General features: G+C 52.6%; 21 protein-coding genes, 1 tRNA gene and 1 pseudogene. 13 read left to right on the top strand and 10 right to left on the bottom strand.

From position 1 onward, the window contains the following. The first annotated feature begins 201 nt into the window (after nt 1–201). Entirely contained in the window at nt 202–1,248 is a 1,047-nt protein-coding gene (locus tag O2597_RS06595) for an NAD(P)-dependent alcohol dehydrogenase (RefSeq protein WP_269523470.1), read from the top strand. Nucleotides 1,249–1,389: 141 nt separating this feature from the next. On the opposite strand, the gene O2597_RS06590 is transcribed toward O2597_RS06595, so the two are convergent. The 7 genes and pseudogenes from O2597_RS06590 to O2597_RS18715 all read right to left on the bottom strand — a co-directional run. Further along, nucleotides 1,390–1,944 (bottom strand): DUF1439 domain-containing protein, encoded by a 555-nt coding sequence (locus O2597_RS06590; protein WP_269523469.1) that lies wholly within the window; start codon nt 1,942–1,944, stop codon nt 1,390–1,392. A gap of 17 nt (nt 1,945–1,961) precedes the next feature. After that, the gene (locus tag O2597_RS06585) at nt 1,962–2,558 is read right to left on the bottom strand and encodes a hypothetical protein (RefSeq protein WP_269523468.1); all 597 of its coding nucleotides are present in this window, start codon (nt 2,556–2,558) and stop codon (nt 1,962–1,964) included. A 45-nt stretch (nt 2,559–2,603) separates the two neighbouring features. Further along, complete coding sequence (locus O2597_RS06580; protein WP_269523467.1) at nt 2,604–3,257, bottom strand: hypothetical protein; 654 nt, start codon at nt 3,255–3,257, stop codon at nt 2,604–2,606. Nucleotides 3,258–4,359: 1,102 nt separating this feature from the next. Further along, nucleotides 4,360–5,334: a hypothetical protein gene (locus tag O2597_RS06575; protein ID WP_269523466.1), complete on the bottom strand. Its 975-nt coding sequence runs from the start codon at nt 5,332–5,334 to the stop codon at nt 4,360–4,362. A gap of 23 nt (nt 5,335–5,357) precedes the next feature. Beyond that, on the bottom strand, nt 5,358–5,648 hold the full coding sequence (locus tag O2597_RS18725; protein WP_425603756.1) for a transposase: 291 nt from the start codon (nt 5,646–5,648) through the stop codon (nt 5,358–5,360). 75 nt (nt 5,649–5,723) lie between these two features. Continuing rightward, on the bottom strand, nt 5,724–6,101 hold the full coding sequence (locus O2597_RS18720) for a transposase (RefSeq protein WP_425603733.1): 378 nt from the start codon (nt 6,099–6,101) through the stop codon (nt 5,724–5,726). A 238-nt stretch (nt 6,102–6,339) separates the two neighbouring features. Next, a pseudogene (locus tag O2597_RS18715) lies at nt 6,340–7,305 on the bottom strand (IS481 family transposase); the annotation flags it as partial. A gap of 99 nt (nt 7,306–7,404) precedes the next feature. Between O2597_RS18715 and O2597_RS06565 the strand changes: the two are divergent. Both O2597_RS06565 and O2597_RS06560 read left to right on the top strand, forming a co-directional pair. After that, nucleotides 7,405–7,674 carry a transposase gene (locus O2597_RS06565; RefSeq protein WP_269523464.1) on the top strand — a complete coding sequence of 90 codons (270 nt, stop codon included), beginning with the start codon at nt 7,405–7,407 and terminating at the stop codon, nt 7,672–7,674. Next, on the top strand, nt 7,671–8,624 hold the full coding sequence (locus O2597_RS06560; RefSeq protein ID WP_269523463.1) for an IS3 family transposase: 954 nt from the start codon (nt 7,671–7,673) through the stop codon (nt 8,622–8,624). The genes O2597_RS06565 and O2597_RS06560 overlap by 4 nt, the downstream gene beginning before the upstream one ends. On the opposite strand, the gene O2597_RS06555 is transcribed toward O2597_RS06560, so the two are convergent. Further along, nucleotides 8,536–8,979, bottom strand: a complete 444-nt coding sequence (locus tag O2597_RS06555; RefSeq protein ID WP_269523462.1) for a hypothetical protein — start codon at nt 8,977–8,979, stop codon at nt 8,536–8,538. The two genes, O2597_RS06560 and O2597_RS06555, sit on opposite strands and share 89 nt — an antisense overlap. 227 nt (nt 8,980–9,206) lie before the next feature. Then, on the bottom strand, nt 9,207–10,298 hold the full coding sequence (locus O2597_RS06550) for a GntR family transcriptional regulator (RefSeq protein ID WP_269523461.1): 1,092 nt from the start codon (nt 10,296–10,298) through the stop codon (nt 9,207–9,209). Between the two features lie 362 nt (nt 10,299–10,660). Between O2597_RS06550 and O2597_RS06545 the strand changes: the two genes are divergently transcribed. From O2597_RS06545 to O2597_RS06505, 10 genes are all read left to right on the top strand, one after another. Further along, nucleotides 10,661–11,620, top strand: coding sequence for a sugar ABC transporter substrate-binding protein (locus O2597_RS06545; RefSeq protein WP_269523460.1), 960 nt, complete (start codon nt 10,661–10,663; stop codon nt 11,618–11,620). Nucleotides 11,621–11,720: 100 nt separating this feature from the next. Next, complete coding sequence (locus O2597_RS06540) at nt 11,721–13,199, top strand: sugar ABC transporter ATP-binding protein (RefSeq protein WP_269523459.1); 1,479 nt, start codon at nt 11,721–11,723, stop codon at nt 13,197–13,199. Nucleotides 13,200–13,211: 12 nt separating this feature from the next. Continuing rightward, on the top strand, nt 13,212–14,180 hold the full coding sequence (locus O2597_RS06535) for an ABC transporter permease (protein WP_269523458.1): 969 nt from the start codon (nt 13,212–13,214) through the stop codon (nt 14,178–14,180). Between the two features lie 26 nt (nt 14,181–14,206). Then, entirely contained in the window at nt 14,207–14,869 is a 663-nt protein-coding gene (locus tag O2597_RS06530) for a cytidylate kinase-like family protein (RefSeq protein WP_269523457.1), read from the top strand. Between the two features lie 96 nt (nt 14,870–14,965). Next, nucleotides 14,966–16,438 (top strand): mannitol dehydrogenase family protein, encoded by a 1,473-nt coding sequence (locus O2597_RS06525; RefSeq protein WP_269523456.1) that lies wholly within the window; start codon nt 14,966–14,968, stop codon nt 16,436–16,438. Between the two features lie 23 nt (nt 16,439–16,461). Beyond that, complete coding sequence (locus tag O2597_RS06520; RefSeq protein ID WP_269523455.1) at nt 16,462–17,199, top strand: SDR family oxidoreductase; 738 nt, start codon at nt 16,462–16,464, stop codon at nt 17,197–17,199. A 169-nt stretch (nt 17,200–17,368) separates the two neighbouring features. Continuing rightward, complete coding sequence (locus tag O2597_RS06515; protein ID WP_269523454.1) at nt 17,369–18,589, top strand: carbohydrate porin; 1,221 nt, start codon at nt 17,369–17,371, stop codon at nt 18,587–18,589. Nucleotides 18,590–18,657: 68 nt separating this feature from the next. Next, on the top strand, nt 18,658–19,809 hold the full coding sequence (locus O2597_RS06510; protein WP_269523453.1) for a PfkB family carbohydrate kinase: 1,152 nt from the start codon (nt 18,658–18,660) through the stop codon (nt 19,807–19,809). Further along, on the top strand, nt 19,776–20,027 hold the full coding sequence (locus tag O2597_RS18765) for a golvesin C-terminal-like domain-containing protein (RefSeq protein WP_486599002.1): 252 nt from the start codon (nt 19,776–19,778) through the stop codon (nt 20,025–20,027). Before O2597_RS06510 ends, O2597_RS18765 begins: the two co-directional genes overlap by 34 nt. A gap of 604 nt (nt 20,028–20,631) precedes the next feature. After that, a tRNA-Ile gene (locus O2597_RS06505) sits at nt 20,632–20,707 on the top strand. A 463-nt stretch (nt 20,708–21,170) separates the two neighbouring features. On the opposite strand, the gene O2597_RS06500 is transcribed toward O2597_RS06505, so the two are convergent. Then, nucleotides 21,171–22,389 (bottom strand): P-loop ATPase, Sll1717 family (locus O2597_RS06500; protein WP_269523452.1); only part of this gene is annotated, 1,219 nt, incomplete at its 5' end.

Below are 22,389 nucleotides of genomic sequence, written 5' to 3'. Positions count from 1 at the left end.
ATTCCTGGCATGAAATCAATAGGAAAACGCCGAAATTCGTAAAAAGTTTGCGCAAAACTTTTGATTGGGTTTGACATGGCAGGGCTTGTGCAGGACACTGCTTGCATGAAAGCGGCTGCTTTTACCCGAGCCTATTCCGCCTTCTGAGTTCGTGTGCCGGATGGGCGCGCGATGTCCTTTCACCCCATAAAAAATCAAATCATGAAGGCACTAGTCCTTGAGAAGAAAAACGAGTTATCCCTGCGCGATATCGCGCTTGAACAAGATTTAGGTCCGGATGATGTCCGGATTGCTCCCAAGCGTGTCGGTATCTGCGGGAGCGACGTTCATTATTACGAACATGGTGCCATCGGCCAGTTTGTGGTCCGTGAGCCGATGGTCTTGGGGCATGAGGCCGCCGGTGTGATCACTGAAGTCGGGTCCAATGTAAAACATCTCCAGGCTGGAGACCGTGTCTGCATGGAGCCGGGGATCCCCCAGAAGTGGAGCAGCGAAGTGATGGCGGGCAACTACAACCTGGATCCGGAAGTTCAGTTCTGGGCCACGCCGCCGGTGCACGGCTGCACTTGTGAGAGTGTGGTGCACCCCTCATCATTGACTTTCAAGCTTCCGGACAACGTCAGTCTGGAGGAGGGCGCTCTGGTCGAACCGCTGGCCGTGGGTGTTTTCTCGGCCAAGCGGGCGCAAGTCGTCCCCGGGGATGTCGCGCTGGTTTTCGGTGCGGGCACCATTGGGATCGTCACGGCACTTTCCGCCCTGGCTGCCGGCTGCTCGCATGTGATCATCGCCGATATCAAGCAGGCCAAGCTGGATTTCATTCAAAACAAACTGGATGTGGCGATCACGACGGTGAATTCCATGAAGGAGGACCTGGCTGCTGTTGTCAGTGAGAAGACCGCCGGAAAGGGCGTGAATCTTGTCTTCGAAGCCAGTGGCAGCGAGAAGGTGATCGAGACAATGATGGCTTACCTGGCGCCGGCAGGCCGTGTGGTTCTGGTCGGTATGCCGCAAAAACCGGCAGCGATCGACATCGTCGCCGCACAGGTGAAGGGCGTCGATTTCTTCACGGTCTTCCGTTATGCCAATGTCTATGACCGCGTGATTAGCTACATCGCTTCCGGCCAGCTCAAGGTCGCACCGCTGGTGACGCACCGCTTCGATGGGGTCGACAGTATCAAAGCCTACGAATTTGCCGCCAGCTATCCGGAAGACGCGGTCAAGATCATGCTTAATTTGGAGAATTTCTAAGCTAAGGCGGGCGGTGGACCAGCCAGTCCGCACTCAATCTTTATAGTTAGTTAAAGTCAGGTTGTTAGTATAAAGGGCCGGGGTTGCAGGATTCCATGATGAATGCAACTCCGGTTTCTTTTATTCGGTATGCCGGCGCGTTCAGATGCCGAGTGTGAGATGGATTGCCTGCTCGCGTACCTCGAAATTCTTCAGCAGCAGCTTGGCCGTTGCGGTTTTGGCGTCTTTGGCTTCGAGTCGGTACACCGGACTGGAGTCGATAAATTCCCGGGCAGCCTTGGCGGCAAATGTGGTCACCTGATCCAGCCACTTCTCGGGAATTCCCTGGACCTCCAGTCGGTCAAATTCGGCATCATCCAGATAGAACGACTGTGTCCCGCCCTCATAACGCACTGCGGTTGTGAGCGTTGCTCCGCCGCCGAGGTGCTTTGCTTCCCCGTTGATTCGGATGTTCAGGGTGGCGTCCAGCCCGATTTGGATGCGGTCGCTCGTTTCGAGGAGCGTCACTTGGGGATTGGAATAGTGGATCTCGAAAACCAACAGGTACGCTTTTGACATGGGGAACTGCTCGGCCAAGGCCAAATCGATCGTCTCCTGGGGGATGACGACCTGGTAGCGCTTGCCCTTGAAGTAGAAGTAGCTGCCAATTAGTAATACGAAGGCGAGGATCGTTGCGAAGATTAGGGCTCGTTTCATGGAATAGAGGTTTTGCGCTAACGGCGTTGCCACTCTCGCAACAAACGCTGACTCTCTCCGTTGAATTTGGAGAACGGGACCTCTACAGTTTGCCCACTTTGGGTCTGCAGTCTGGCCTTACCATCGGCGACGCTGAGGACTTTGAATTGTGACGATCTGCCGTTGTGGCTGGTCAGGGTTATGAAACCGTCCAGATCTTTAAATGGGCTGACTCTGCCGAGGTAATAGTAGAGTTTTCCATCGTGGCGGATTAACGTAGCCTTTAGCCGCTGCGCCTTCCATCCGCTTCGGTTTCCAGTACCGATCTCATTTTCATCGACTCGTTGATATCCTTCCGGTGCATTGTACTTCTTATAGAAGCGCTCGGCGTCTTTTGTATCGACAAGTATATGTGCAGTGCCGGCCAGCTCGAGATCATCAAATGTGGCTGATGTGAATTCTGTGACACTGGCGCCTGGGTGCGGACCGACTAGGTTGATGTCTTCGATCCAGAGTTGCACGATTTTACCGAGGTATTCGTTCGCGTGCAGGGTATAGTAATCGGCTGTCTCATTGGGGACTTGGGCTGTGGCTATAGTGGAGACTGAGAGCAATAGAGGGATTAGTCTTTTCATTGTACTACCTTGGATTTCGTTAGGCTGGCTTTTTTATTAGCATGATCAGATCAGTATGGCTTTGATAGACTCAGCATGGCTGATATTGAAAGCCGACCCGCTGTTAATCTGTTCGATGGCGCGGATTGCTTTTTTTAGGTCGAATAAAAGACGGTTGAAGTCAGTTCTGTAGGAGACTTGGTCAAATTCATCGTAGGCATCATTCCACTGCTTGATGAGCTTGCGCTTTGCGCTTTCTGGGATTTCCCACTTCTTGGCCTTATACAAATCTTTCTTGGTTAAGACCGTAGTCAGCGGAGCTGTCACTGGAACTTCGTTGTCGTAGTAAATCGTCACTTCCGGTACATCCTTCTTAAGCAAGGCTTTTGCAGCATCAAAGTCGGCGAAGTGTGGTCCTAGCTCCATACTCACGGTTTGGCCGCCTGAAGCCTTTTGGTATGCGGAATTGATTTCCGGGTATGAAGTCAGGCTATTCAGGTCGATATGCTCCCACTTGACAGTAATCGTCGCTAGTTTGCGTGAACCTATCAGTGGCCCGTCTGGCATCGGGGATAATTCGAGCCCTTCAGGACTAGCTTCATAGACAGCGACAACCTTAACGGTCCTCCCATTTGTGGACTTTAGTAACACTGGGTCATATTCGCCAGCATTGAGGGCATAACTAAGTATTACGAAAATTAAGAAAGTTAATTTATTCATGGTCAGTCTATTCTTAGTAACGCAAAATAAAAACAGCAAGTGTGGATGAGTTTCGCTTGATTTGAGTGAACGGATGTTCGCTAAGCCATTGCGCGCAATGGCTCCAAACGCTTCTAGTGGCCGTCCCGGAGCCTATTGTGACCGCAAAATCGCCCGGATCGGTCAATGATACAGTGGTGAGTCAGCGTGGAGCGGCGTTGTTTTCAGCCTTGTTCGTATAGACAACGGCGCTCCTAATAATAACGTGGAAGAGCAATTTCAAACCTAAAGGAATTCGAGGGGGAGTTGCCTCAATTTCCGGGACAGTTATTGACTGTGTAAACAAGGAAATGGCCTTTGGGGCGCGCAGTGTTGGATTGCCGTAATCCGAATCAGTCAGGCTGTGCGTCAACTCAGTGAATTTTCAGTCTTGAGTCTTCCGCCGAATTGGGAATTCTCTGCCGTTTCGCCCGTTTCCGGCGCGTGTCGTTTGCCTCATAAGTGTGCGCGGGGTTTGCGCATAAGTTTGCAGTTTGAGGCTAAAAAACAGGTGTTTTTACACCGATTACTTCATGCCTTTTGCTCATAAGTGTGCGCGAAACGGCATTTTTGCGCATAAGTCTGCAGTGAGTTTTTTGCACATAAGTCTGCACTAATTGACAGTTTCTTGGGGAGATTCGAGGTATTTTTACCTGCTCAAATCGCTGCGTTTGGGCTTCCTTGACACAATCCTATAACTATTCTGACTCCCAGCATTGGAAGTGTCATTGTTTGTAAAATAAGTCGCTTTTTTCATGAAGATCCTAGTCATTCCAGATATCCACGAGGACTTTGGTTTCTTGAACCGCATCCTACGAGGTGAAGATCTTTCTGTATACGATCAGGTGGTCTTTCTGGGGGATTACTCCATTAGTCGAAAGTTTGTATTCCTATGTCTCTAGACTTGCCGAAGCGAATCGAGTTACGATGTGGGACCTGATGAGTCTCGTTGATGAGGCGTCAGGTGACCGCTTACGAAATGCAATGTCCGGGGGCTTGAATTGGGTTGGCGCGTTGAACTCATTTGATCAAAGAGCTCAAGTTATCATTGCTGTGCCGTCTCGCAGTTAATGAGCTCATAAGTTCAAAAAACAGGGTAACAGTTTTTGGGTTTCCGGATGGTGATGAGATGGTTCATGTGTAACCATGATTGAACGGCCGTGCGCCAAGCACGGGCGGAGTTATGACCGAACCGGTCAATGAGTTCAAGCGTTAGTTCTTTGATCTCTTCGATAGCTTCCTTTCGTTGTCTTCGGTTGAGTTTGAGTTTGTCCCGCCCGTTGAAGACGGCACAGGGGGTGCGCCCGTTGAGTATTCTCCGGGGGCGATGATTGACATCGTGCGCCGCCAGTGAGCAGCGCAGGTCCATGTAGTCTGCCTTGTCGGGCAGTTGCCTGTCCCAGTCACGCTGGGCGTTTTCAATGGCACCGTTGTATTGCGGGTAAGCTGCGGGGCTGTTTAGTGGTATGACCAGCCAATCGCCCAGGAGCTGATTGATCGCATCATGGTTGAGGTTGCTGCCGTTATCCCGCTTCAGGACCAGAGGCGCTCCATGCACCCGGAACAGGTCTTCCAGATGCCCGGCGATCTGCTCACCATGAGCCAGAGGGCCCGTGATGGGAGCGAGGGTGAAGCGTGAAGCGAGGTCGCGGATCGTATGGATCCACCCGCGGGCGGATGACAGCTTGGTATCATCAATGGCCCATGCCAGATTAGCACAGCTCCAGCAGATCCGGTGGCTGTGGGCCTGTTGACGGTGCAACCGCTCCCGGCGGGCGTTGCCGATCAGGGCATTCAGATTCCGGCGGGAGAGCTTCGCACCATGACGCCGGTGCAGTGCTCCACTGCCGAGGCTTCGCTTTTTACGGTGCTGCAATGAGTCGATCTCCAGGCTCAGTTCGGCCATGTCCACCGAACCGGTCTTCTTCGGTCCCGGCACCTCGATGACGGGATACCCGCGGCGCATACGACTGCGCCAGCGCTTCAGGCTGGAGTAGGCATAGCCACTGAGGCGGGAGATTTGAAGAAGACTGATCCGGTGGTGCTGCATGATATGCATGATCCCTGTGATCACATGGCCGATTATCCGTTTTTTTTAGAGCTTCGGCTGCTCGGTGGGTGGTCCGTGGACGAAGCGTCCATCTCCTGCATTGCCTGGCGGATCTCCAGACGCTGCTTCAGCAGGCTGTTCTCGATCTCCAGGCGGGTATTGGTCTGCTGCATCTGCGTGATCGCAGGGTCGGGCCTCGTCGATGGGCGTCCCCCGGTCCCGTCCTCCAGGGCTCCCATCATCGCTTCCAGCGCCTTCTTCTCCCACTGGTAATACGTCTTGCGGGAGACCCCCAGCTGCCTGGCCGCATCGGTTGCGCTCATCAGTCCACTGCGGACTTTGAAGATGGCTTCGGCTCGTTGCAGTTTCTTCGGGGGATTGGATCGGGACATGGGGATTTAGCTTTTGGGGTTGGAGGGCACTGGAGCTGGCTTCTTTGCCGGCTCCTTCCCATCCTGCAACTCGCTCAACCTGCGGACAAGCTTCGAGACCGGCTCGATCTTGACCTGCCTGTTGAGGATCTTCTCGATCCGGGGAGGCAGCGGTGCCCGCGCTTCCGGCCCCTGGCGCGGTTCCATCGCGGTCAGGATCGCCTCCATCGCTTTCTTCTGCCACAGGTCCAGCAGGGCTGCCGTAATCGTCAGCTCCCGGCACACATCCGCCGGTTTGCGCCGTTCCGTCCAGATCGACAGGACCGCGCGGGTCTTCTCTTCCGCGCTGAACGAGCGCTTCGTGCGTTTCTTCGGGGCGGGTTTCGTTGCTGTTGTCGTCGTCATTGTCATTTCCTTCCATCTTGTATGTGAGTTCCTGTTCGCTGCCGTCGGCCATGCCGTCGACGAGCATGCGCACCTTGCCTTTCTCCGCACGGATCACCACCGACTGGTCTCCCATGCGCCCAACCATGTAGAACGGATGCTGGGGGCGTCCCCGCAGGGCCGTCTCCAGGATGTTGTCCTCGATCCCGCTCTGCAGCGTCTGCTTGAGCTGGTGATTGATTTCGAAGAAGCGGTCCGCCGGACACAGCCCCCCGATGCCCTGGTGCGGGCGCTTGTGGTTGTAGTATTTGACCCACAACGCAATCCGCTCACGGGCCTGCTCAAAGTCCTCGAACTTCGCCCGGTCAAGGAACTCGTCGAGGATCGTCTTCCAGAAGCGCTCGATCTTTCCGAGGGTCATCGGGTGATGCGGCTGACTGCGAAGATGGTGGATGCGGTCCTTTTGCATCTCCTTCTGGAAGCGCGTCTGACCCCGCCAGTTCGCATACTGCCGACCGTTGTCCGTGAGCATTTCCTTCGGGGGATTGTAATCACCGGCAGCACGCCGATAGGTCTCCAGCACGTTTTCGGCGGTCTGGGCCCGGTAAAGCCCCAAGCCGACGATGTAGCGGGAGTAATCGTCGATATAGCCGATCAGATACACCGCTTTGCCTCCCATACGGAAGCTCATGATGTCACTCTGCCAGAGCTGGTTCGGGGTGCTGCGCTCGAAGAAGCGGGGCTTGCCCGGGTTCCGCTTGCGCCGCGGCTGGGTCGGGGGATCGTTCAGGTCCTCTTCCTTGAGCGTGCGGTGCACCGTGCTCGGCGCGGCTTTGATCAGGAAGAAGCGACGAAGCACGTCACTGATCCGGCGCACGCCATAGCTCGGGTTCTTCCGCTTCAACTCAGCGATCTTCGCTTTGGTCTCGGCGCTCTTCCCTTCAGGGGAGGCACGCCGGACGGCAGTTGAGAGGCGGCGTTCCCTCAAGCCTTCCTCGCCGTGGGTTTGATAACAGCGCAGCCAGCGATGGACGCTGTCTACCGTGCAGCCCATTTCCTTGTGGATCAGGCTGACGGGATAGCCTTCTTCCAGATGCAGCTTCACTGCCTTCAGGCGGAAGCTAAAAGGATAACTTCCGCGCCGCCCCCCATGGGGGGCTGTTCCCTTCCTAGCAGAGGAGCCCTGCAGGGCTCCTCTGCTATGCTTACTTGTTCTTGTTTTCATTGTAACACTTCAGGATGAATCTTATGGATTTTGATCATCCGGAGTGTTACCCCGTTTCCGATTTATGACGGGCTCATTATCTGGCGATTAGGACAGACAATGAAAGGGAAAAGATACAGCACCGAACAGAAGATCCGCATCCTGCGCGAAGCGGACAGCAGTGATAAAACGATCCAGGACGTTTGTCGTGAGCGTCAGATCAGCGAGCAGACCTTCCATCGCTGGAAGCGTGAGATGGGGATGCTGGAGGTTGATCAGGCCAAGCAGTTGAAGGAGTTACAGCGTGAGAACGCTCGGCTCAAACGGATGCTGGCTGATGAGATGCTGGGGAAGGAACTGCTGAAGGAGGCACTGGAAAAAAAGTTATGAGCCCCGGACACAAGCGACAGATTATTGAAGAGCTTGTCTCCGGGGGCCGGTGCACGGCATGTGCGGCCTGTCGTCACTTCGGACTACACCGCAGCACCTTTGCCTACAAGGCGAAGGAACCCGATGCCTGGCTGGCTCGTCTGAAGGCGGCCTTGCGCAGGATGTCGAACCAACATCCCGAGATGGGCTACCCGAAGATTACGAAGTTACTCAAGGACGAAGGCTGGAAGGTCGGCACACGCATGGTGCAGCGGCTACGCCGCGAACTCGGCTTGGCTGTTCCTTCGAAAAAGCCGAAGAAACGTCGTCAAGGCGTGTCCACGGGCCTGCCGACAAAGGCAACGCAACGGGGCCATGTCTGGACTTGGGACTTCGTGCACGATACGACGATGCGCGGCGGCAAACTGCGCATGTTCAATGTGATCGATGAGTATACCCGTGAGTGCCTGTGCATCCACGTGGACCGCCGGATCAATGCCCGCAAGGTGCGCCGCATCCTCTCTAAGCTGGTCGACCTCCACGGCGCTCCGGAGCATATCCGCAGCGACAACGGCTCGGAGTTCATCGAACGGGGCCTGCGTGAATGGTTCGCCGTCAATCAGATCAAAACGCTCTACATCGATCCGGGCAGCCCATGGCAGAACGGTTACATCGAAAGCTTCAATGCCCGCCTTCGGGAAGAATGCCTGAACCGGGAACAACTCTGGACCTTAACTGAGGCCAGGGTTGTGATCGAGGACTGGCGCTGGAAGTATAACAATATGCGTCCACACCGCTCACTCGGCTACATCACGCCCCTTCAGTTCGCTCAACAAGAGATTGAAGAAGAACCACCAACACAATGCTGGGCCTCCGGTCTGGCTACGCGTCGTCGTCGAGCATCGCATTCAAAAGACCCAGGCTCGCTTCATAGGTACGCATGTAACGGTCGTAGTCCTTCACGTAGCTGACGATCAGCTTGTCCACCGAGTACCGCTTCAGGTCGTTGCCCAGCTGCTCGATCGCAAGATAGTGAAGCTTGAACCGCTCGTCCGGTTGACCCGCACGGTCGTAGTCCTTCGCCTCGAACAACTTGTCCCCCTCGACCAAGAGCGTGATGCTGAACTTCGGGTCGAAGATCGCCTCGTAGTTCCCCGTCAAATACCGAAGGTACGGCACGATCTTCTCGGATTCCCCGTTTGCCAGATACCCCTGAAGCAGCCACGCCGCCGCCGCCGCACGCAGCTCCGGGTCCAGCACCGACACGCTGAACACCTCCTGGAAAATCGGGATCCCCTCCCCCGCTCGGTCCGTGCGGATGTACAAACGGCACAGCTTGTCACGCGCCTCAGTGCGAAGCGCCGCGTTCATACTACGACGGCACAGCTCCGTGTACTGGTGGTCTGCGCTGACGCGGCCGATGACTGAGTGGCAAACCTCATCCGGAAGCTCGTAGCCAATGTCACGTCCGCCCGCGCGTCAGGCGATCTGGCTCAGTCGCTCGGTGTTGAGCATCAAGCCATCCATATCGAAAATTACAGCCTTTATTTCTTTCATAGTTTCGGAGTGGAGGATTGCCGGACGACCAAAGTGCCGTGGAGGGCAATGTGGTGGGGTGGTCGCTCCGGGTGTTTGATTCGGTTGACCATTGTTTCGACAGCGAGGCGGCCCATGACTTGGCAGGGTTGTCGATAGCTGGTCAGAGGCACGCTGAGGAGGGAGGCGTATTTCACATCATCGAAGCCACAGACTTTTATTTGTTCCGGAATCTTCGCACCGAGGTCGAGGAGGGCGCGTAGGATGACGGCGGCAACTGCATCATTGGCGCAGACAATGCCATCCACTTTTGAATCGATGAGCTTTGCAGCTGCTTTGCCGGGATCTTCATGGTCGTATACGACAGAGAGGAGGCTGCGGGCGGAGAAGCCGTTTTGGATGAGTGCTTCGCGGCTGCCGATAATTCGGTGCCCCACGGTCATTGCTGGGTTTTCCGGTGAGACGAAGGCGAGTTGCTTGCAGCCGTTTTCCAGAAGGTGATTTGCCATCGTGAAGCCTGCCTCGATGTTTCCGATGCAGATCATATCGAAGGGGGCTTGTTGGGGCCATGGATGGATATCGCGATCCAGTAGCACGACCTGAATCCCTTTTTCAGTAAAGCGTTCGACGATGCCGAGATTGAAGGCTTCTGAGTCTACGATATTTTCCAGGGGGGCGAAAAAGACGCCGTTGACTTTCTTTTTGATAAATTGCTCGGCCTGGGAGAGCGCCATGGCTTTACGATCCTGTGGCCGATTCAATTCATACGGCTGTGCAATCTGTAGCTCAAATGAGGGGGCGGTGTCGATTATGCTGTCAACGATGGGTCTGAAAATTTCAACATCGGCGATTTCGGGGACGAGCAAGCCTGCCGACAATCCGGATAGGTCGGGTGTCAGCACCTGTGTGCCGAATCCAGCCCGGCGATGAACCAGTTTGGCGTCGCAAAGCATCTTGATTGCCTTGGCCACGGTAGGACGGGAGGCGCTGTATTGCTCGCAAATCGTCTTCTCGCTGGGGAGTAGGTCGCCGGGGGCATAACTTTGATTTCGAATCGAAGTGTGAAGGTCTTCGTAGATTTGCAGATACAATGGTTTCGAGGTGCTCATGATTTAAATGTAATAGAAATGTAACTATAAAAGATGTCAAATGTAATTTACGTAGTTTACATATTAATTCTTTTATGAATTCTTAGATGCAGTCAGCACCCCCTCAGAATTTCCGATTCGCTGACGATTATTGTTACTATGAACCCCGCATTTAAAGTCGTCGGTATTGGTGAATTCCTGTTGGAGATGTTTTCAAGACGTCAACGCCGCGGTGGTGCACCTCTCGTCTTTACTTCCATTCCACCGATCAGCCGCGCGCATAATATTAGACCCGTTAGTTGCTGATTGAGGACAAGTGAATTCACTAATGAACGTTTTGTTCAGCTCAAAATAATACACCCAAAAAACGAACCCCTAAAACTATGAAAAAGAAACTAATTGGATTCCTCCTTTGCATCTCCGCGCTTTCCATTGTCGGTTGCGGTGGAAGTAAGGACGGATCGGATGAGACAAATGCCAAGGTTAAGGTTGGCATGACTGTGCAAACCCTAAGCAACCCGACTTGGGCCGGATACTGCCAGGCGATCGAGAAAAAAATCAAAGCCGAAGGCGGCGGCATGAATTACGTGGCCTGCGATAGCAATGCCGGCAAACAGATCACACAAATCGAGAACTTCATCTCCAGCGGTATGGATGTTATTATCGTCCACCCGGCGGATCCTGAAGGTGTCGAGTTTGCTCTAAAACAAGCCCGTCAGGCCGGGATCAAGGTCCTTGCCTGGGATGACAACTTGAAGAATGCCGACCTCGCCTGGTTGATCAATAATCACGATTTAGGTTACACGATCGGCACGCATGCAGCCAAGTGGATCAACGAAAAGCTTGAGGGTAAAGCCGAGGTGGCCATTCTTAACTACCCGCAACTACCTATTTTACTCGAACGTGGTAATGGTATTCGTGATGCAATCGTCGAACTGGCTCCAAATGCCAAAATCGTGGCTGAAAGTAGCGCGATCGATACCAAAGAAGGGATCGCTAAGATGGAAACGATCTTCCAATCCAACCCGAATGTGAAAGTCGTTTGCTCGATCGGTGGCGGCGGTTCGGTCGGTGCCAACGAAGCGGCCAAGGCTGCTGCTAAAATCACCGACGACTTCGGTATCTTCGCCGCGGATGCGACCCAGCCTGAGTTGGCTGCCATCAAGAACAATGAAGGTGTTCGCATGTCTGTCACGATTACCGGGACCAATCAGGATATCGCCGACGAGATCTGGAAGATGGTGTCCTTGCTGCACTCCGGAGAGCCGATTGAGACAAAGGAAATTTACCGCGAGTTCATTCCCGTCACGAAAGACAACGTGGATGAATACTTAGGTAAGTAAGTTTTCTACCCTATCCTGAAATCCGGCTTGGCGTATGGGCCGAGTCGCTCTGCGCCAAGCTGGATCTCAATACTTTATACTAACCCCAGCCCCAAGAAGAATGAATATTCTAGAGCTACGGAATATCACGAAGAAATACCCCGGTGTGATCGCACTGAACGACGTCAGTATCGAGTTTGTCAAAGGGGAAGCGCATGCCCTGGTCGGTGAAAACGGTGCAGGTAAGTCGACCTTGATTAAAAGCTGCACGGGGGCGGTGAAGCCGAATTCCGGTAGTATCGTGATCGAAGGTGAAACATTTACCTCGCTCACTCCGCAGCTTTCCGAGTCACACGGAATCGGCGTGATCTATCAGGAATTCAATTTGGTCGGAGAGCTCTCCGTTGCGGAAAACATTTTCCTCGGCCGGGCCATTCGCAAAGGCCTGTTCATCGATAAGAAGGCCATGGTCCGCGAGGCGGCTGCGATCTTCGAGCAGTTTAATATTGATATCGATCCGCATACCTTGGTGAGTCATTTGACTGTGGGCTACCAGCAGCTTGTCGAGATCGCAAAGGCCTTGTCGCAGAAGGCCCGGATATTGATCATGGACGAACCTTCCGCTCCACTCACTTCGGCCGAAGCGGAACGTCTTTACCAAGTGGTGGAAAAACTGAAAGCCAAAGGGGTGACGATTATCTACATCTCGCACCGGATGGAGGAAATTTTCCGTCTCACCGATCGGATTACTGTTCTGAGGGATGGTCAGAAGATCGATACCGTCAAGACCCGCGAGACCAACATGGACGACCTTGTGAAACTCATGGTGGGGCGCGAATTGAAGGAGACCTATCCCCAGCGTAAGGCATGTATATCCGATGAGGTGCTGCTCGATGTGGAGAATCTTTCGGGTAACGGCGTCAGCGACATCAGCTTTCAAATTAAGAAGGGCGAAGTGCTCGGCTTTGCCGGCCTGATCGGTGCCGGTCGGACCGAAACAGCGGAGCTTCTTTTTGGCGCGGCGAAAAGGACCGGCGGCACCGTTCGTCTAAATGGTAAGGAGGTCCATCCGAAGACACCCAGGGATGCGATCGATAGTGGCATCGCACTCGTGCCTGAAGACCGGAAAGGCAAGGGTGCCTTGCTGGATATGACGATCCGAAGCAATACCAGTATGGCTGTGTTGGAGCGGATCTCCAAGTGCTTCACCATCGATAGAAAGGAAGAAAAGCGGCTCGCGAACGAGTATAAGGAATCGATCCGGATTAAAACCCCCTCGATTGAGCAGAAGATCAAGAACCTCAGTGGAGGAAATCAGCAAAAAGTGATCATCGCCCGCTGGCTCGCGTCCGAACCCGAACTTGTGATCTTCGACGAACCCACCCGTGGGATCGATGTCGGGGCCAAGTCCGAGATTTACACACTGGTGAACTCGCTCGTCGAAGAGGGGAAGTCCGTGCTGATGATCTCCTCTGAGATGGAGGAAGTTATGGGTATGTCCGACCGGATCGTTGTCCTGTGCGACGGCAAGATTTCGGGCAGCTTGGACCGCAAGGACTTTAATCAAGAAAGCATCATGAACTTGGCATCTCAAAAATAGGAGGACACGAAAATGGGACACTTTGAAAATTTAAAAGGCGCGGCCAAAGCCGTTGATTTCGCAAAACAGAACGGCATCTACATCGTGTTGTTCGCACTCGTTGGGTTCTTCTCATTTGCTTCGGAGAACTTTCTTGTCAGCAACAATCTCATGAACGTGGCACGTCAGGTCTCGATGCTTGGCATCGCGGCGGTTGGCTTCGCATTCGTCCTGCTGTTGGGGGGGATCGACCTCTCCGTGGGATCGAATATCACTCTGGTCAATGTGGTCTGCGGTTGGTTCATGGTGAATGCGGGGATGAATCCAATTTTGGCGATTGTTATAACCCTCGTCATGGCGACTTTGATCGGCTTCGCCAACGGCTGGATCATCGCCAATATTGAAATGCCCCCGCTCATTGTGACCCTCGCGATGATGATCATTATCGAGGGCGTGGCCTACCTCGTCAGCAAGGGTCTGCCTATCTATGGATTTTCCGAGTCTTTTGCTGTTATAGGGCAGGGCTACCTCGGACCGATACCGATACCTGTGGTCATCATGGTGGTGATTTTGGCAATCGGCGCCTTCATCCTGAATAAGACCTACTTCGGGCGCTATTTCTACGCCGTGGGCGGCAACGAGGAAGCCGCCAAGCTCTCCGGAATCAAGGTGAAGAACGTCAAGTATCTCGTATATTCGCTTTCCGGATTCTTCGCCGGCGTGGCGGGCATCGTGATTCTTTCTAGAACGAACTCAGCCACTGTAACCGCAGGCAAGGCCTTAGAGTTTGAAATCCTGACTGCCTGTGTGCTCGGTGGTGTCAGCGTGACCGGTGGTGTCGGGCGCATCTCCAATGTGGTGGCCGGGGTCTTGATCCTTGGTGTGCTCAGCAACGGCATGGTCTTGATGAATGTAACGGAGTTCACGCAAATGGTAATTAAGGGCTCTGTTCTCTTGATCGCTGTTGCCTTCGATTGCCTGCAGCATCGCAAGGCAAGTTAAACGATAACCAACAGGAGGGGATCCTTATGAATACGATCGCAATTTCCAGACTGGTTGGCAGCGAGGCCGGCGAAATCGCAAAACGCTTGGCTGAGTCTTTAGGCTACGATTTGGTCGATAAAGCGGTGCTGCAGGGGACACTGCAGCAATACGGACTGACACGCTTCGGCGAGCTTTATACTTCACCTCCCAATCTTTGGGATCTGGCCAATTCGAAGAATCTGGAAATCGTTTCGATGTTAAACGACACGATGCAGGCTCTGGCCCATCGCGGACGCACGGTTATTCTTGCACGAGGTGGCTATATGGCACTGAACCAATATAGCGACGTTCTCAAAGTTCGGCTTCATGCACCATTTCCTGTAAGAGTCGATCGTGTGATGGCACGCGAGGGGTTTGTGGAACGTTCTGAGGCAGAACAACGCGTTCTAGCAGATGACAAGGCTCGGATCAAATTCGTCGAACGCTTTTATGGTAAGAAATGGCATGACGAAAGCCACTTTGATTTGGTCCTCAATACGGACATTATCCCTCTGGAAACCATTCAAACATGGATGACTGAGGCCGTTCGCGTGCTTGAGTCCAAGAAACCACGTGCCGATAGCAAAGTGGCGCAACAGTGCAAGGTCGACCCGCTTTTACTGAGTGCAATCGACCAGGCTTTGGAACGGCGCATCTCATCATGGTGATGACTGCTTCGAGTTCAGAGGCAATTTAACCGTAATAGCAACGGATCCATGCCTGATTCAGGATATTACATTCATCAACCCCCAACTTATTCTCCAATGACGACTATATTAAACAATGCAAACCTCGGCAAGCTGGATTCTCGAATTCAAGTTCCGAGCTACGAAAGACAAGCAGTCAAGCAATCCATCATGCACGTGGGGGTGGGCGGTTTTCACCGGGCCCATCAGGCGGTCTATGCCGATGACTTACTAAGTCAGGGCGGTGACAAGTCTTGGGGCTATTGTGGAGTGGGCTTGCTCAAACATGATGCTCGTATGGATGAAGTCATGCGTGCGCAGGATTGTCTCTATACGCTGGTTGAACGGGGCCCGGAAGGTAACTCGGCACGAGTGATTGGTTCGATTGGTGAATTTCTTTATGCTCCGGATCACCGGGAAGCGGTGCTCGAGCAAATGGCATCACCGAAAACTCGTATCGTTTCGATGACAATTACCGAGGGTGGCTACTATTTCGCCTCGAACGGGGAGTTGGATGCGGAGCACCCCGACTTACTTCAAGACCTCAAGGATGCGCATGCGCCGTCGTGTTCGTTCGGATTCTTGCTTGAGGCTTTGGACCGGAGACGCCAACGCGGACTTGCTCCGTTCACCATCATGTCTTGCGATAATGTCCAGGGGAATGGCGATGTCGCCAAGAAAATGCTGACCGCCTACGCGGAGTTGAGAGACCCTTCGTTGAGAAACTGGATGGATACGAATTGCCTGTTCCCCAACAGCATGGTCGATCGCATCACCCCGGCCACGACCGATGAGCTTCGGACGCTGGTCCGCGAGGAATTTGGCATCGAAGACGGCTGGCCGGTGATGACCGAGCCCTTCAAGCAATGGGTTATCGAGGATCATTTTATCGATGGACGTCCGCGATGGGAAGACGTCGGTGCGCAGATGACCGAAGATGTGCTTCCTTATGAATTGATGAAACTCCGACTGCTCAACGGCACGCACCAGGCGCTCTGCTATATCGGTATGCTACTCGGTAAAGAGCTGGTTCATGAAACCATGGAAGATTCAGAAATCCGCACACTCTGTCGTCGAATGATGGATGAAGAGGCAACGCCGACCTTGTCGCCTGTTCCCGGCATCGACCTGACCGCATACAAGGACTCGGTGATCGAACGCTTCGCGAATCCGGCGATCCGTGATCAACTCTCCCGGATTGGTATCTACGGGTCCTCGGGCATTCCAAAGTTTGTGCTGCCAACTATCGCCGAGCAACTGAAACGGGGCGGCTCCATCAAGCTGCTCAGCTTTGTCATCGCATCCTGGTTCCGCTTCCTCAACGGCTTGGATGAATCGGGTAAGGAAATGCCGATGCTCGATCCCATGGCTGGGAAACTCCGGGAACGTGCCAAAGCGGCAGGAAGCGACGCGGGCCCGCTGCTGGCCATGCGGGAAGTGTTTAGCGAAGAGTTGGCCAATGCGCCGCTCTTTGTCGAAACGGTATCCGCCATACTAAAGAGCTTTTATGACAAGGGAGCCGCTGCGACCTTGAAGGACTGCATCAGTTGAACCGGCAAATCCATCCAATTAACATGAGTCAGAAAAATACTACACTTGAAGGTAAAATCGCCGCCGTTACCGGAGGCGCATCCGGGATCGGGCTTGCCAGCACGAAAGGGATGGTTGAGGCCGGTGCCCAAGTCGTTGTGATTGATCGCGACGAAGCGGCTCTGGCCTCACTGAACCAAGAGTTTGGGGATCGCATTATCCCTCTGAGCATCGATCTTCTCGATCCTGTCAGTTGCGCGTCGATGTTGCCGAGAATATTAGGGAAGGTGGATCACCTTGACATTTTTCACGCAAACGCGGGTCTCTATGTTGGTGGCGACTTGGTCGATGCCAGTTCGGAAGCGATTGATCGCATGCTGAACCTCAACGTGAACGTCGTGATGAAAAACGTGCATGACGTGTTGCCTCACATGATCGAACGCGGAACCGGAGACATCATTGTGACGAGTTCGTTGGCCGCTCACTATCCGACACCATGGGAGCCGGTTTACGCATCCTCCAAGTGGGCAATCAATTGCTTCGTGCAGGTGGTCCGCCGCCAGGTTTTCAAGCACGGCATTCGTGTCGGGTCGATCTCGCCCGGACCGGTTGTCACGAACCTCGTCTCCGGGTGGCCGGAAGACAAACTTAAAGAGGCGATCGCAACCGGAAGCCTGATCGAGCCCGAAGAAATTTCCGATGTTGTCATGTTCATGCTCTCCCGACCACGCAACGTCACTATCCGCGACGTTGTCTTGATGCCCACGAACTTCGATCTCTAGAGGGTCTGGCAGCCGTGCTTTAAGCACAAAATACATACCTCAGTAATACACTAAATTGAATCTCTAAAGGCACCCCTAGGCGGACATGCTCTGCTACCGCTCACGCTGGTGACTCGAACAGACTAAATATAAATAAGCAAAAAAGTTAACCTCAAACAAGAATACTACAATGAATACGATGAAAACACCCTTACTTGTCACATCCTTGTGCCTTGCGACGTCAAGTATCACTCTGGCAGATTATGTCGACTCCGGCCCCATTCTTGAACGTGATCGTTTGACCGGCGATTGGGGCGGTGCCCGCAGCAGCCTTGAAGAATCCGGCATCAAACCCTTCCTCTACTATGATGCCATTGTCGGCGCCAATGTCTCCGGTGGCATCCAAGACGACGAGGAATTCACCGGTCAGGTTTACGCCGGACTGGATTTCGATCTGGAGAAGCTCTTTGGTTGGGATCGCACGACCATGAAGCTTTCGATGGTCAATCGCCATGGAGACAGTGTATCCTCAAATGTTGGAGGAATTTACGATCCGATGACGATCTACGGCGGCCCCGACGGTCAAAAGACCATCCTGTATCAAATCGCGATTGATACCTATCTGACCGATAATCTCTCCTTGAAATTCGGACGCGACAGTCAGGACTCGGATTTCGCCAATGATGACCTGTATCGTTATTCGCTGAGCACCTCTATTAACGGTCCGATCCGTGCGATGATGTTGAATCAGCCTCAAATCGTATCCTTCCCACTTGGATTGTGGCATGCGCGGCTCAAGTATGAGCATAGCGAAGAGCACACATTCAAATTCGGTGTTTACCAGAATAGTCAGGATATCTGGGAAAACATCCCCGGGACGGACTTTGGTTGGGACGATGATGAAGGCCTGACCTTCATGGCTCAATACGACTGGACGCCAACCATCTATGATCGTCCGGCCCAACTGTATGTCGGCATTGCTCATGCGGAAGTGGATTATACTAAATTCAGTGGCGGCGATGCCAACAGCTCTTCGCGTATTTACGGCCACTTCGACTTTCAACCGGTCGAGGATCTCACTCTGTTCGTCTTTGGTGCTTACACGGATCAGGACGATCTTGCCATGTTGCCCCTTCAAGTGAGCGCCGGCGCCAACTACAGGGGCCTCATCCCCGGGCGTGACGATGACCGCACCGTGGCCTTCGTTACCTATGGTCAACTCAGCGATGAATACGGTGATTCTATCGGCCAAGACCTTGACTACGAAATGGTCTATGAAGTCGGTCACCGCATCCAACTGACACCTGCCTTCTACATCCAGCCTGCGATCCAATACATCCAAAATCCGGGCGGCACCGGTGATATCGACGACGCTGTCGTTCTGGGGGCCTGGATCGGCGCATCCTTCTAAAAACTCGATTTAGCGATTCCAGCGTAGCGCTAGCCATTCCATTCAGTCTCTCAACACGAAATCTACCCATGAACTCTAGAATCTATTCCGACGTCTCCGAACTCACGCAACTGAGCGAGGCGATTTCGATCGCCGGACGAAAGTCTGTGAGTCGGGTCCTCTCGGGAATCTGCGGGTTTGACGGGTTCATCGATACCTTCATCCGCATGGAGTCTCCGGGGAGTATGGCTGAATTTGGCCCAAAGGTTCTGGCCGCCGCTGGAATCGCTGCCTCCTATACCGTGCAGCACAAAGGCGATAAATTCGGGGGCAACGGACCCTTGCTGACGGCAGCGCTGAATGATCTCCATCAGGGTGCGATTGATCTTCAGTATATCGGCGCCTTGGGCGATCCGGAAGTTCTGCCGATTTACAAGGAAGCCTTGGGGGACAAAACGAAACAGCTCTATACGCTCGCCGAACCGGCCCATAGTGACTGTTTGGAGTTTACCGACGGTAAAGTGATGCTCTGCGATTTGCGCACTTGCAGTGACATCACTTGGGAGCGGCTGATGGACCGGGTTGGTCTGGCTGCGATCGACGACATGCTTCGATCCGCGGATTTTATCGCCGCAGTCAATTGGGGGAAATTACCGAATGTTGGCGGCATTTGGAAGCAGTTGGCCTTACGCCACCAATCGCTGGGGCTTTCAGCCAAGAAGCTCGTCTTCTTCATGGACTTGGCCGAGTTTGAGCAGCGACCGTTGGAAGACCGGCTGGAATTGATCGAGCTCGTCTCTGAAATCTCCGAACACTGCAGCACGATGCTTAGTCTTAACCTGAAGGAAGCTTGGCAACTAGCCGACAGTTTTGGCGGTCATTTTCATGGGCAGAAGAAACCCGAAGAAGTGGCTGATCTGGCGGGCTTTCTCCGAGTAAATATTCAAGCCGACCGGATTATAATTCACCCGAACGACGGGGCGGCTTGTGCCTCCTCTGAGGGTGTTGTCTTCGTGCCCGGGCCCTACTGCCGAGAACCTCTGATCTCGACCGGAGCTGGTGACAATTTCGGAGCGGGATGCATAGCTGGAGCGCTCATGGGCTTGGATGATGCCGGCATGCTGCTAGTCGGTAACTCTACGAGTGGCTATTTCGTTCGCTCGGGCAGGACACCCTCAATGCCGCATATTGCTCAATTCCTACAGGCTTGGCAATCAAACCGATTGCAGGAACGACTTTAGAGTCATCGCCATGCCTTCGGATTGGCAGGTCTACTGAGGGGGATTGGTATGCCGGAACATTGAGCGAAGGTATGTGGGGAAGCAGTTATCTCCATAACAGCAACGAAGGGCAGGGAACGAAGAGCATGCCTTTCACCCCCAACTTGCCTGAGGCCGGTGAATACGAGGTCTATATCTGGGCGTGGCGCATTTTAACCGCGCGGATAACGTGCCGGTAGATGTCGTCCACTCCTTCTGCCACTCCATTAGTCGAAAGTTTGTATTCCTATGTCTCAAGACTTGCCGAAGCGAATCGAGTTACGATGGGGGACCTGATGAGTCTCGTTGATGAGGCGTCAGGTGATCGCTTACGAAAAGCAATGTCTGGGGGCTTGAATTGGGTTGGCGCGTTGAACTCATTTGATCAAAGAGCTCAAATTATCATTGCGGTGCTGGAGGAACTGACAGGAAGGGACGATTTGGCCGGCTTGGTTTCGCCTTCCCATTGATCCTACAACGTCTTTAGCTCTGAAATTAGCTATTATTGTCGGCTGTTCGGGAATACACGCGGCATTTTTCATTATCTACGTCAATCAGGCAGCTGTTTACGAAGCTGATCAAGTTTATGCACGTCAGCTAATAACCAGCTGCGAGACTTTGTACTAGGTCTAGAATGGAAGTCCTGGTTGGCATCGGCAGGGGCTTTGTCCTTGGAGTTATAAAATCCAAGCTTGCTCTGTCTATCCTGTTTGGCTTTTCTCCAGCGCTTGTGTTTTTAGAGTCCCTAGAATCATCAGCTAGGACTTCGGTCTAGTCGATTTTTCGGAGGGCGAAATTCTGTAAGGGCCTGTAGCTCAGCGGTTAGAGCAGAGGACTCATAATCCTTTGGTCGCGGGTTCGAATCCCGCCGGGCCCACCAGAAGTTCAATGATTTGGCCCAGATCGAGGGTTCCGATTACTACAGCAGTTTGAAGAGCTGTCCCATTTTTCCTCATTCCAAGAATTATCGGCATTATAAGTTGGTGAATTTGAGTGCCGCATAAGTTGGCGATAATTATAGGCACCAAAAGTTGGTGGAGGCCGTTTGGCATCATAAGTTGACTTTTTCGCTCAACTTATGGGGTAATTACCAGCAGTGAAATGGGCCTGTAGCTCAGCGGTTAGAGCAGGGGACTCATAACGCAAGACATTGAAAATTAGTAATTTGCGTGAATCTCATGGAGTTCTCTAGTGTCACGTAATCAGGCACTTAGAAGATTTTCTTATCTTGGTCCTTCATCCTGAATGATCCCGAAAAATCCCAAATTTTGGAATTGGGTTACAAAAGGGGTTACAGGTTTAGCGCAAGGGGGAGGAAGTCCTGCGCGTAACTAAGTTTCAAGCTACCTTCTAGTTGGCTTTGTTTTAATGGGCTTCCCTAAGTTGAGAGCACTTTTCAATCCGTAGTGGATCTCATACTCTGAGTCAGTTCTAACTTTCGGAGATATGTTAGAATAACTTCGCTCGCGAAAACACCACCTTATATACTTCTGGCCGTCCTCAGCTTCTTCTTTAAATGAAATAATGTTTAGAGTGTAGAGAAATTGTAGGAAATCTTGCGCAGTCCTTAAGAAGAAAGGTGAGCGCTTCTTTGATTTCCTAACATATATTCGGATATTCTCATACGCCAAAATAAATTCTTCATAGTTGAATTTTGGTCTACCTCCTAGGTATTCAAAAAATCTCAAGAATAGTTCATACTCATCTGGTCTATAATAAAACAATATCTGATCTTTTACCTCACCCAGCAGATAAAGGGCATATTTTGATCTGAAGTCCGGGTGGTTGAAGTCTGCATCTTCAATGAAGTGTTTATTGTGTCGTCCTTTATCGATCGCATCCTCTTGCAAGAGAGACAGCATTGTAATGATATCACGAGGTCTGTGTAGTGAATACCTAAGAAATCCAATGAATGAGGTTAGGTTTTTCATCTCTGTATTCACATTCGATGCGTTGTATGGAAAGTAATAGTCCCACGCATCCCCATCATTCAGCTTTTCTCCCTGATCGTCACCAAGGATGCGATCCGCAGCTTCAAAAATTGTGGAGCTACGGTGTTCCGCGTAAGAAGTTCTCCAGTCAAGCAAGATTGAGTTGTCTCTCAATTTTGTATTCTGATTCTGAAGGCCGAGTGAATCAAAAATATCAGGCCGAACCAGAAGGACGATTCGCATCCTTCCCTTTGTGTCTCTGAATTGTGAGAAGATATCCTGATTTATCGACCATACCGCATTAGCTAAACCTTTTATGCAATCTAGATAATGCTTATGTCCTATGTCGGGAGGGCGAATGTCGATTCCGTCAATGAATACCAAGTGGTTCTTCTGAAGTTTTAGCTGCCCCAAAGCTGATTCGAACTTCATCTGGATGTATCTTAGATTTTGTTGGAAGCGCGTTTCTGAAAAAGAAATCTGCTCCTTCTCGGAACCCGAGATATGAAGTGGACCCGAACCTTGGACAGGTTGCAGTGATTGTTTAGATGTAGTCCAGTGGAGCTTCGGATGGAAGTCCAGACTGGAAGGTTGTTGGATGTTGTTATTGGTGGTGGGCAGCTGCCTTCGC

Origin of the sequence: Coraliomargarita parva, from assembly GCF_027257905.1 — a bacterium.
Classification (GTDB): Bacteria; Verrucomicrobiota; Verrucomicrobiia; order Opitutales; family Coraliomargaritaceae; genus Coraliomargarita_A; species Coraliomargarita_A parva.
The sequence above is the reverse complement of the archived record's forward strand: the minus strand, read 5'-3'. Positions and strand labels throughout refer to the sequence as shown.

What these genes read in the sequence shown, in the direction of transcription:
- O2597_RS06595 (WP_269523470.1), top strand. Translation starts at nt 202, where the DNA reads ATGAAGGCACTAGTCCTTGAGAAGAAAAACGAGTTATCCCTGCGCGAT.
- O2597_RS06590 (WP_269523469.1), bottom strand. Translation starts at nt 1,944, where the DNA reads ATGAAACGAGCCCTAATCTTCGCAACGATCCTCGCCTTCGTATTACTA.
- O2597_RS06585 (WP_269523468.1), bottom strand. Translation starts at nt 2,558, where the DNA reads ATGAAAAGACTAATCCCTCTATTGCTCTCAGTCTCCACTATAGCCACA.
- O2597_RS06580 (WP_269523467.1), bottom strand. Translation starts at nt 3,257, where the DNA reads ATGAATAAATTAACTTTCTTAATTTTCGTAATACTTAGTTATGCCCTC.
- O2597_RS06575 (WP_269523466.1), bottom strand. Translation starts at nt 5,334, where the DNA reads ATGCATATCATGCAGCACCACCGGATCAGTCTTCTTCAAATCTCCCGC.
- O2597_RS18725 (WP_425603756.1), bottom strand. Translation starts at nt 5,648, where the DNA reads ATGAGCGCAACCGATGCGGCCAGGCAGCTGGGGGTCTCCCGCAAGACG.
- O2597_RS18720 (WP_425603733.1), bottom strand. Translation starts at nt 6,101, where the DNA reads ATGACGACGACAACAGCAACGAAACCCGCCCCGAAGAAACGCACGAAG.
- O2597_RS06565 (WP_269523464.1), top strand. Translation starts at nt 7,405, where the DNA reads ATGAAAGGGAAAAGATACAGCACCGAACAGAAGATCCGCATCCTGCGC.
- O2597_RS06560 (WP_269523463.1), top strand. Translation starts at nt 7,671, where the DNA reads ATGAGCCCCGGACACAAGCGACAGATTATTGAAGAGCTTGTCTCCGGG.
- O2597_RS06550 (WP_269523461.1), bottom strand. Translation starts at nt 10,298, where the DNA reads ATGAGCACCTCGAAACCATTGTATCTGCAAATCTACGAAGACCTTCAC.
- O2597_RS06545 (WP_269523460.1), top strand. Translation starts at nt 10,661, where the DNA reads ATGAAAAAGAAACTAATTGGATTCCTCCTTTGCATCTCCGCGCTTTCC.
- O2597_RS06540 (WP_269523459.1), top strand. Translation starts at nt 11,721, where the DNA reads ATGAATATTCTAGAGCTACGGAATATCACGAAGAAATACCCCGGTGTG.
- O2597_RS06535 (WP_269523458.1), top strand. Translation starts at nt 13,212, where the DNA reads ATGGGACACTTTGAAAATTTAAAAGGCGCGGCCAAAGCCGTTGATTTC.
- O2597_RS06530 (WP_269523457.1), top strand. Translation starts at nt 14,207, where the DNA reads ATGAATACGATCGCAATTTCCAGACTGGTTGGCAGCGAGGCCGGCGAA.
- O2597_RS06525 (WP_269523456.1), top strand. Translation starts at nt 14,966, where the DNA reads ATGACGACTATATTAAACAATGCAAACCTCGGCAAGCTGGATTCTCGA.
- O2597_RS06520 (WP_269523455.1), top strand. Translation starts at nt 16,462, where the DNA reads ATGAGTCAGAAAAATACTACACTTGAAGGTAAAATCGCCGCCGTTACC.
- O2597_RS06515 (WP_269523454.1), top strand. Translation starts at nt 17,369, where the DNA reads ATGAATACGATGAAAACACCCTTACTTGTCACATCCTTGTGCCTTGCG.
- O2597_RS06510 (WP_269523453.1), top strand. Translation starts at nt 18,658, where the DNA reads ATGAACTCTAGAATCTATTCCGACGTCTCCGAACTCACGCAACTGAGC.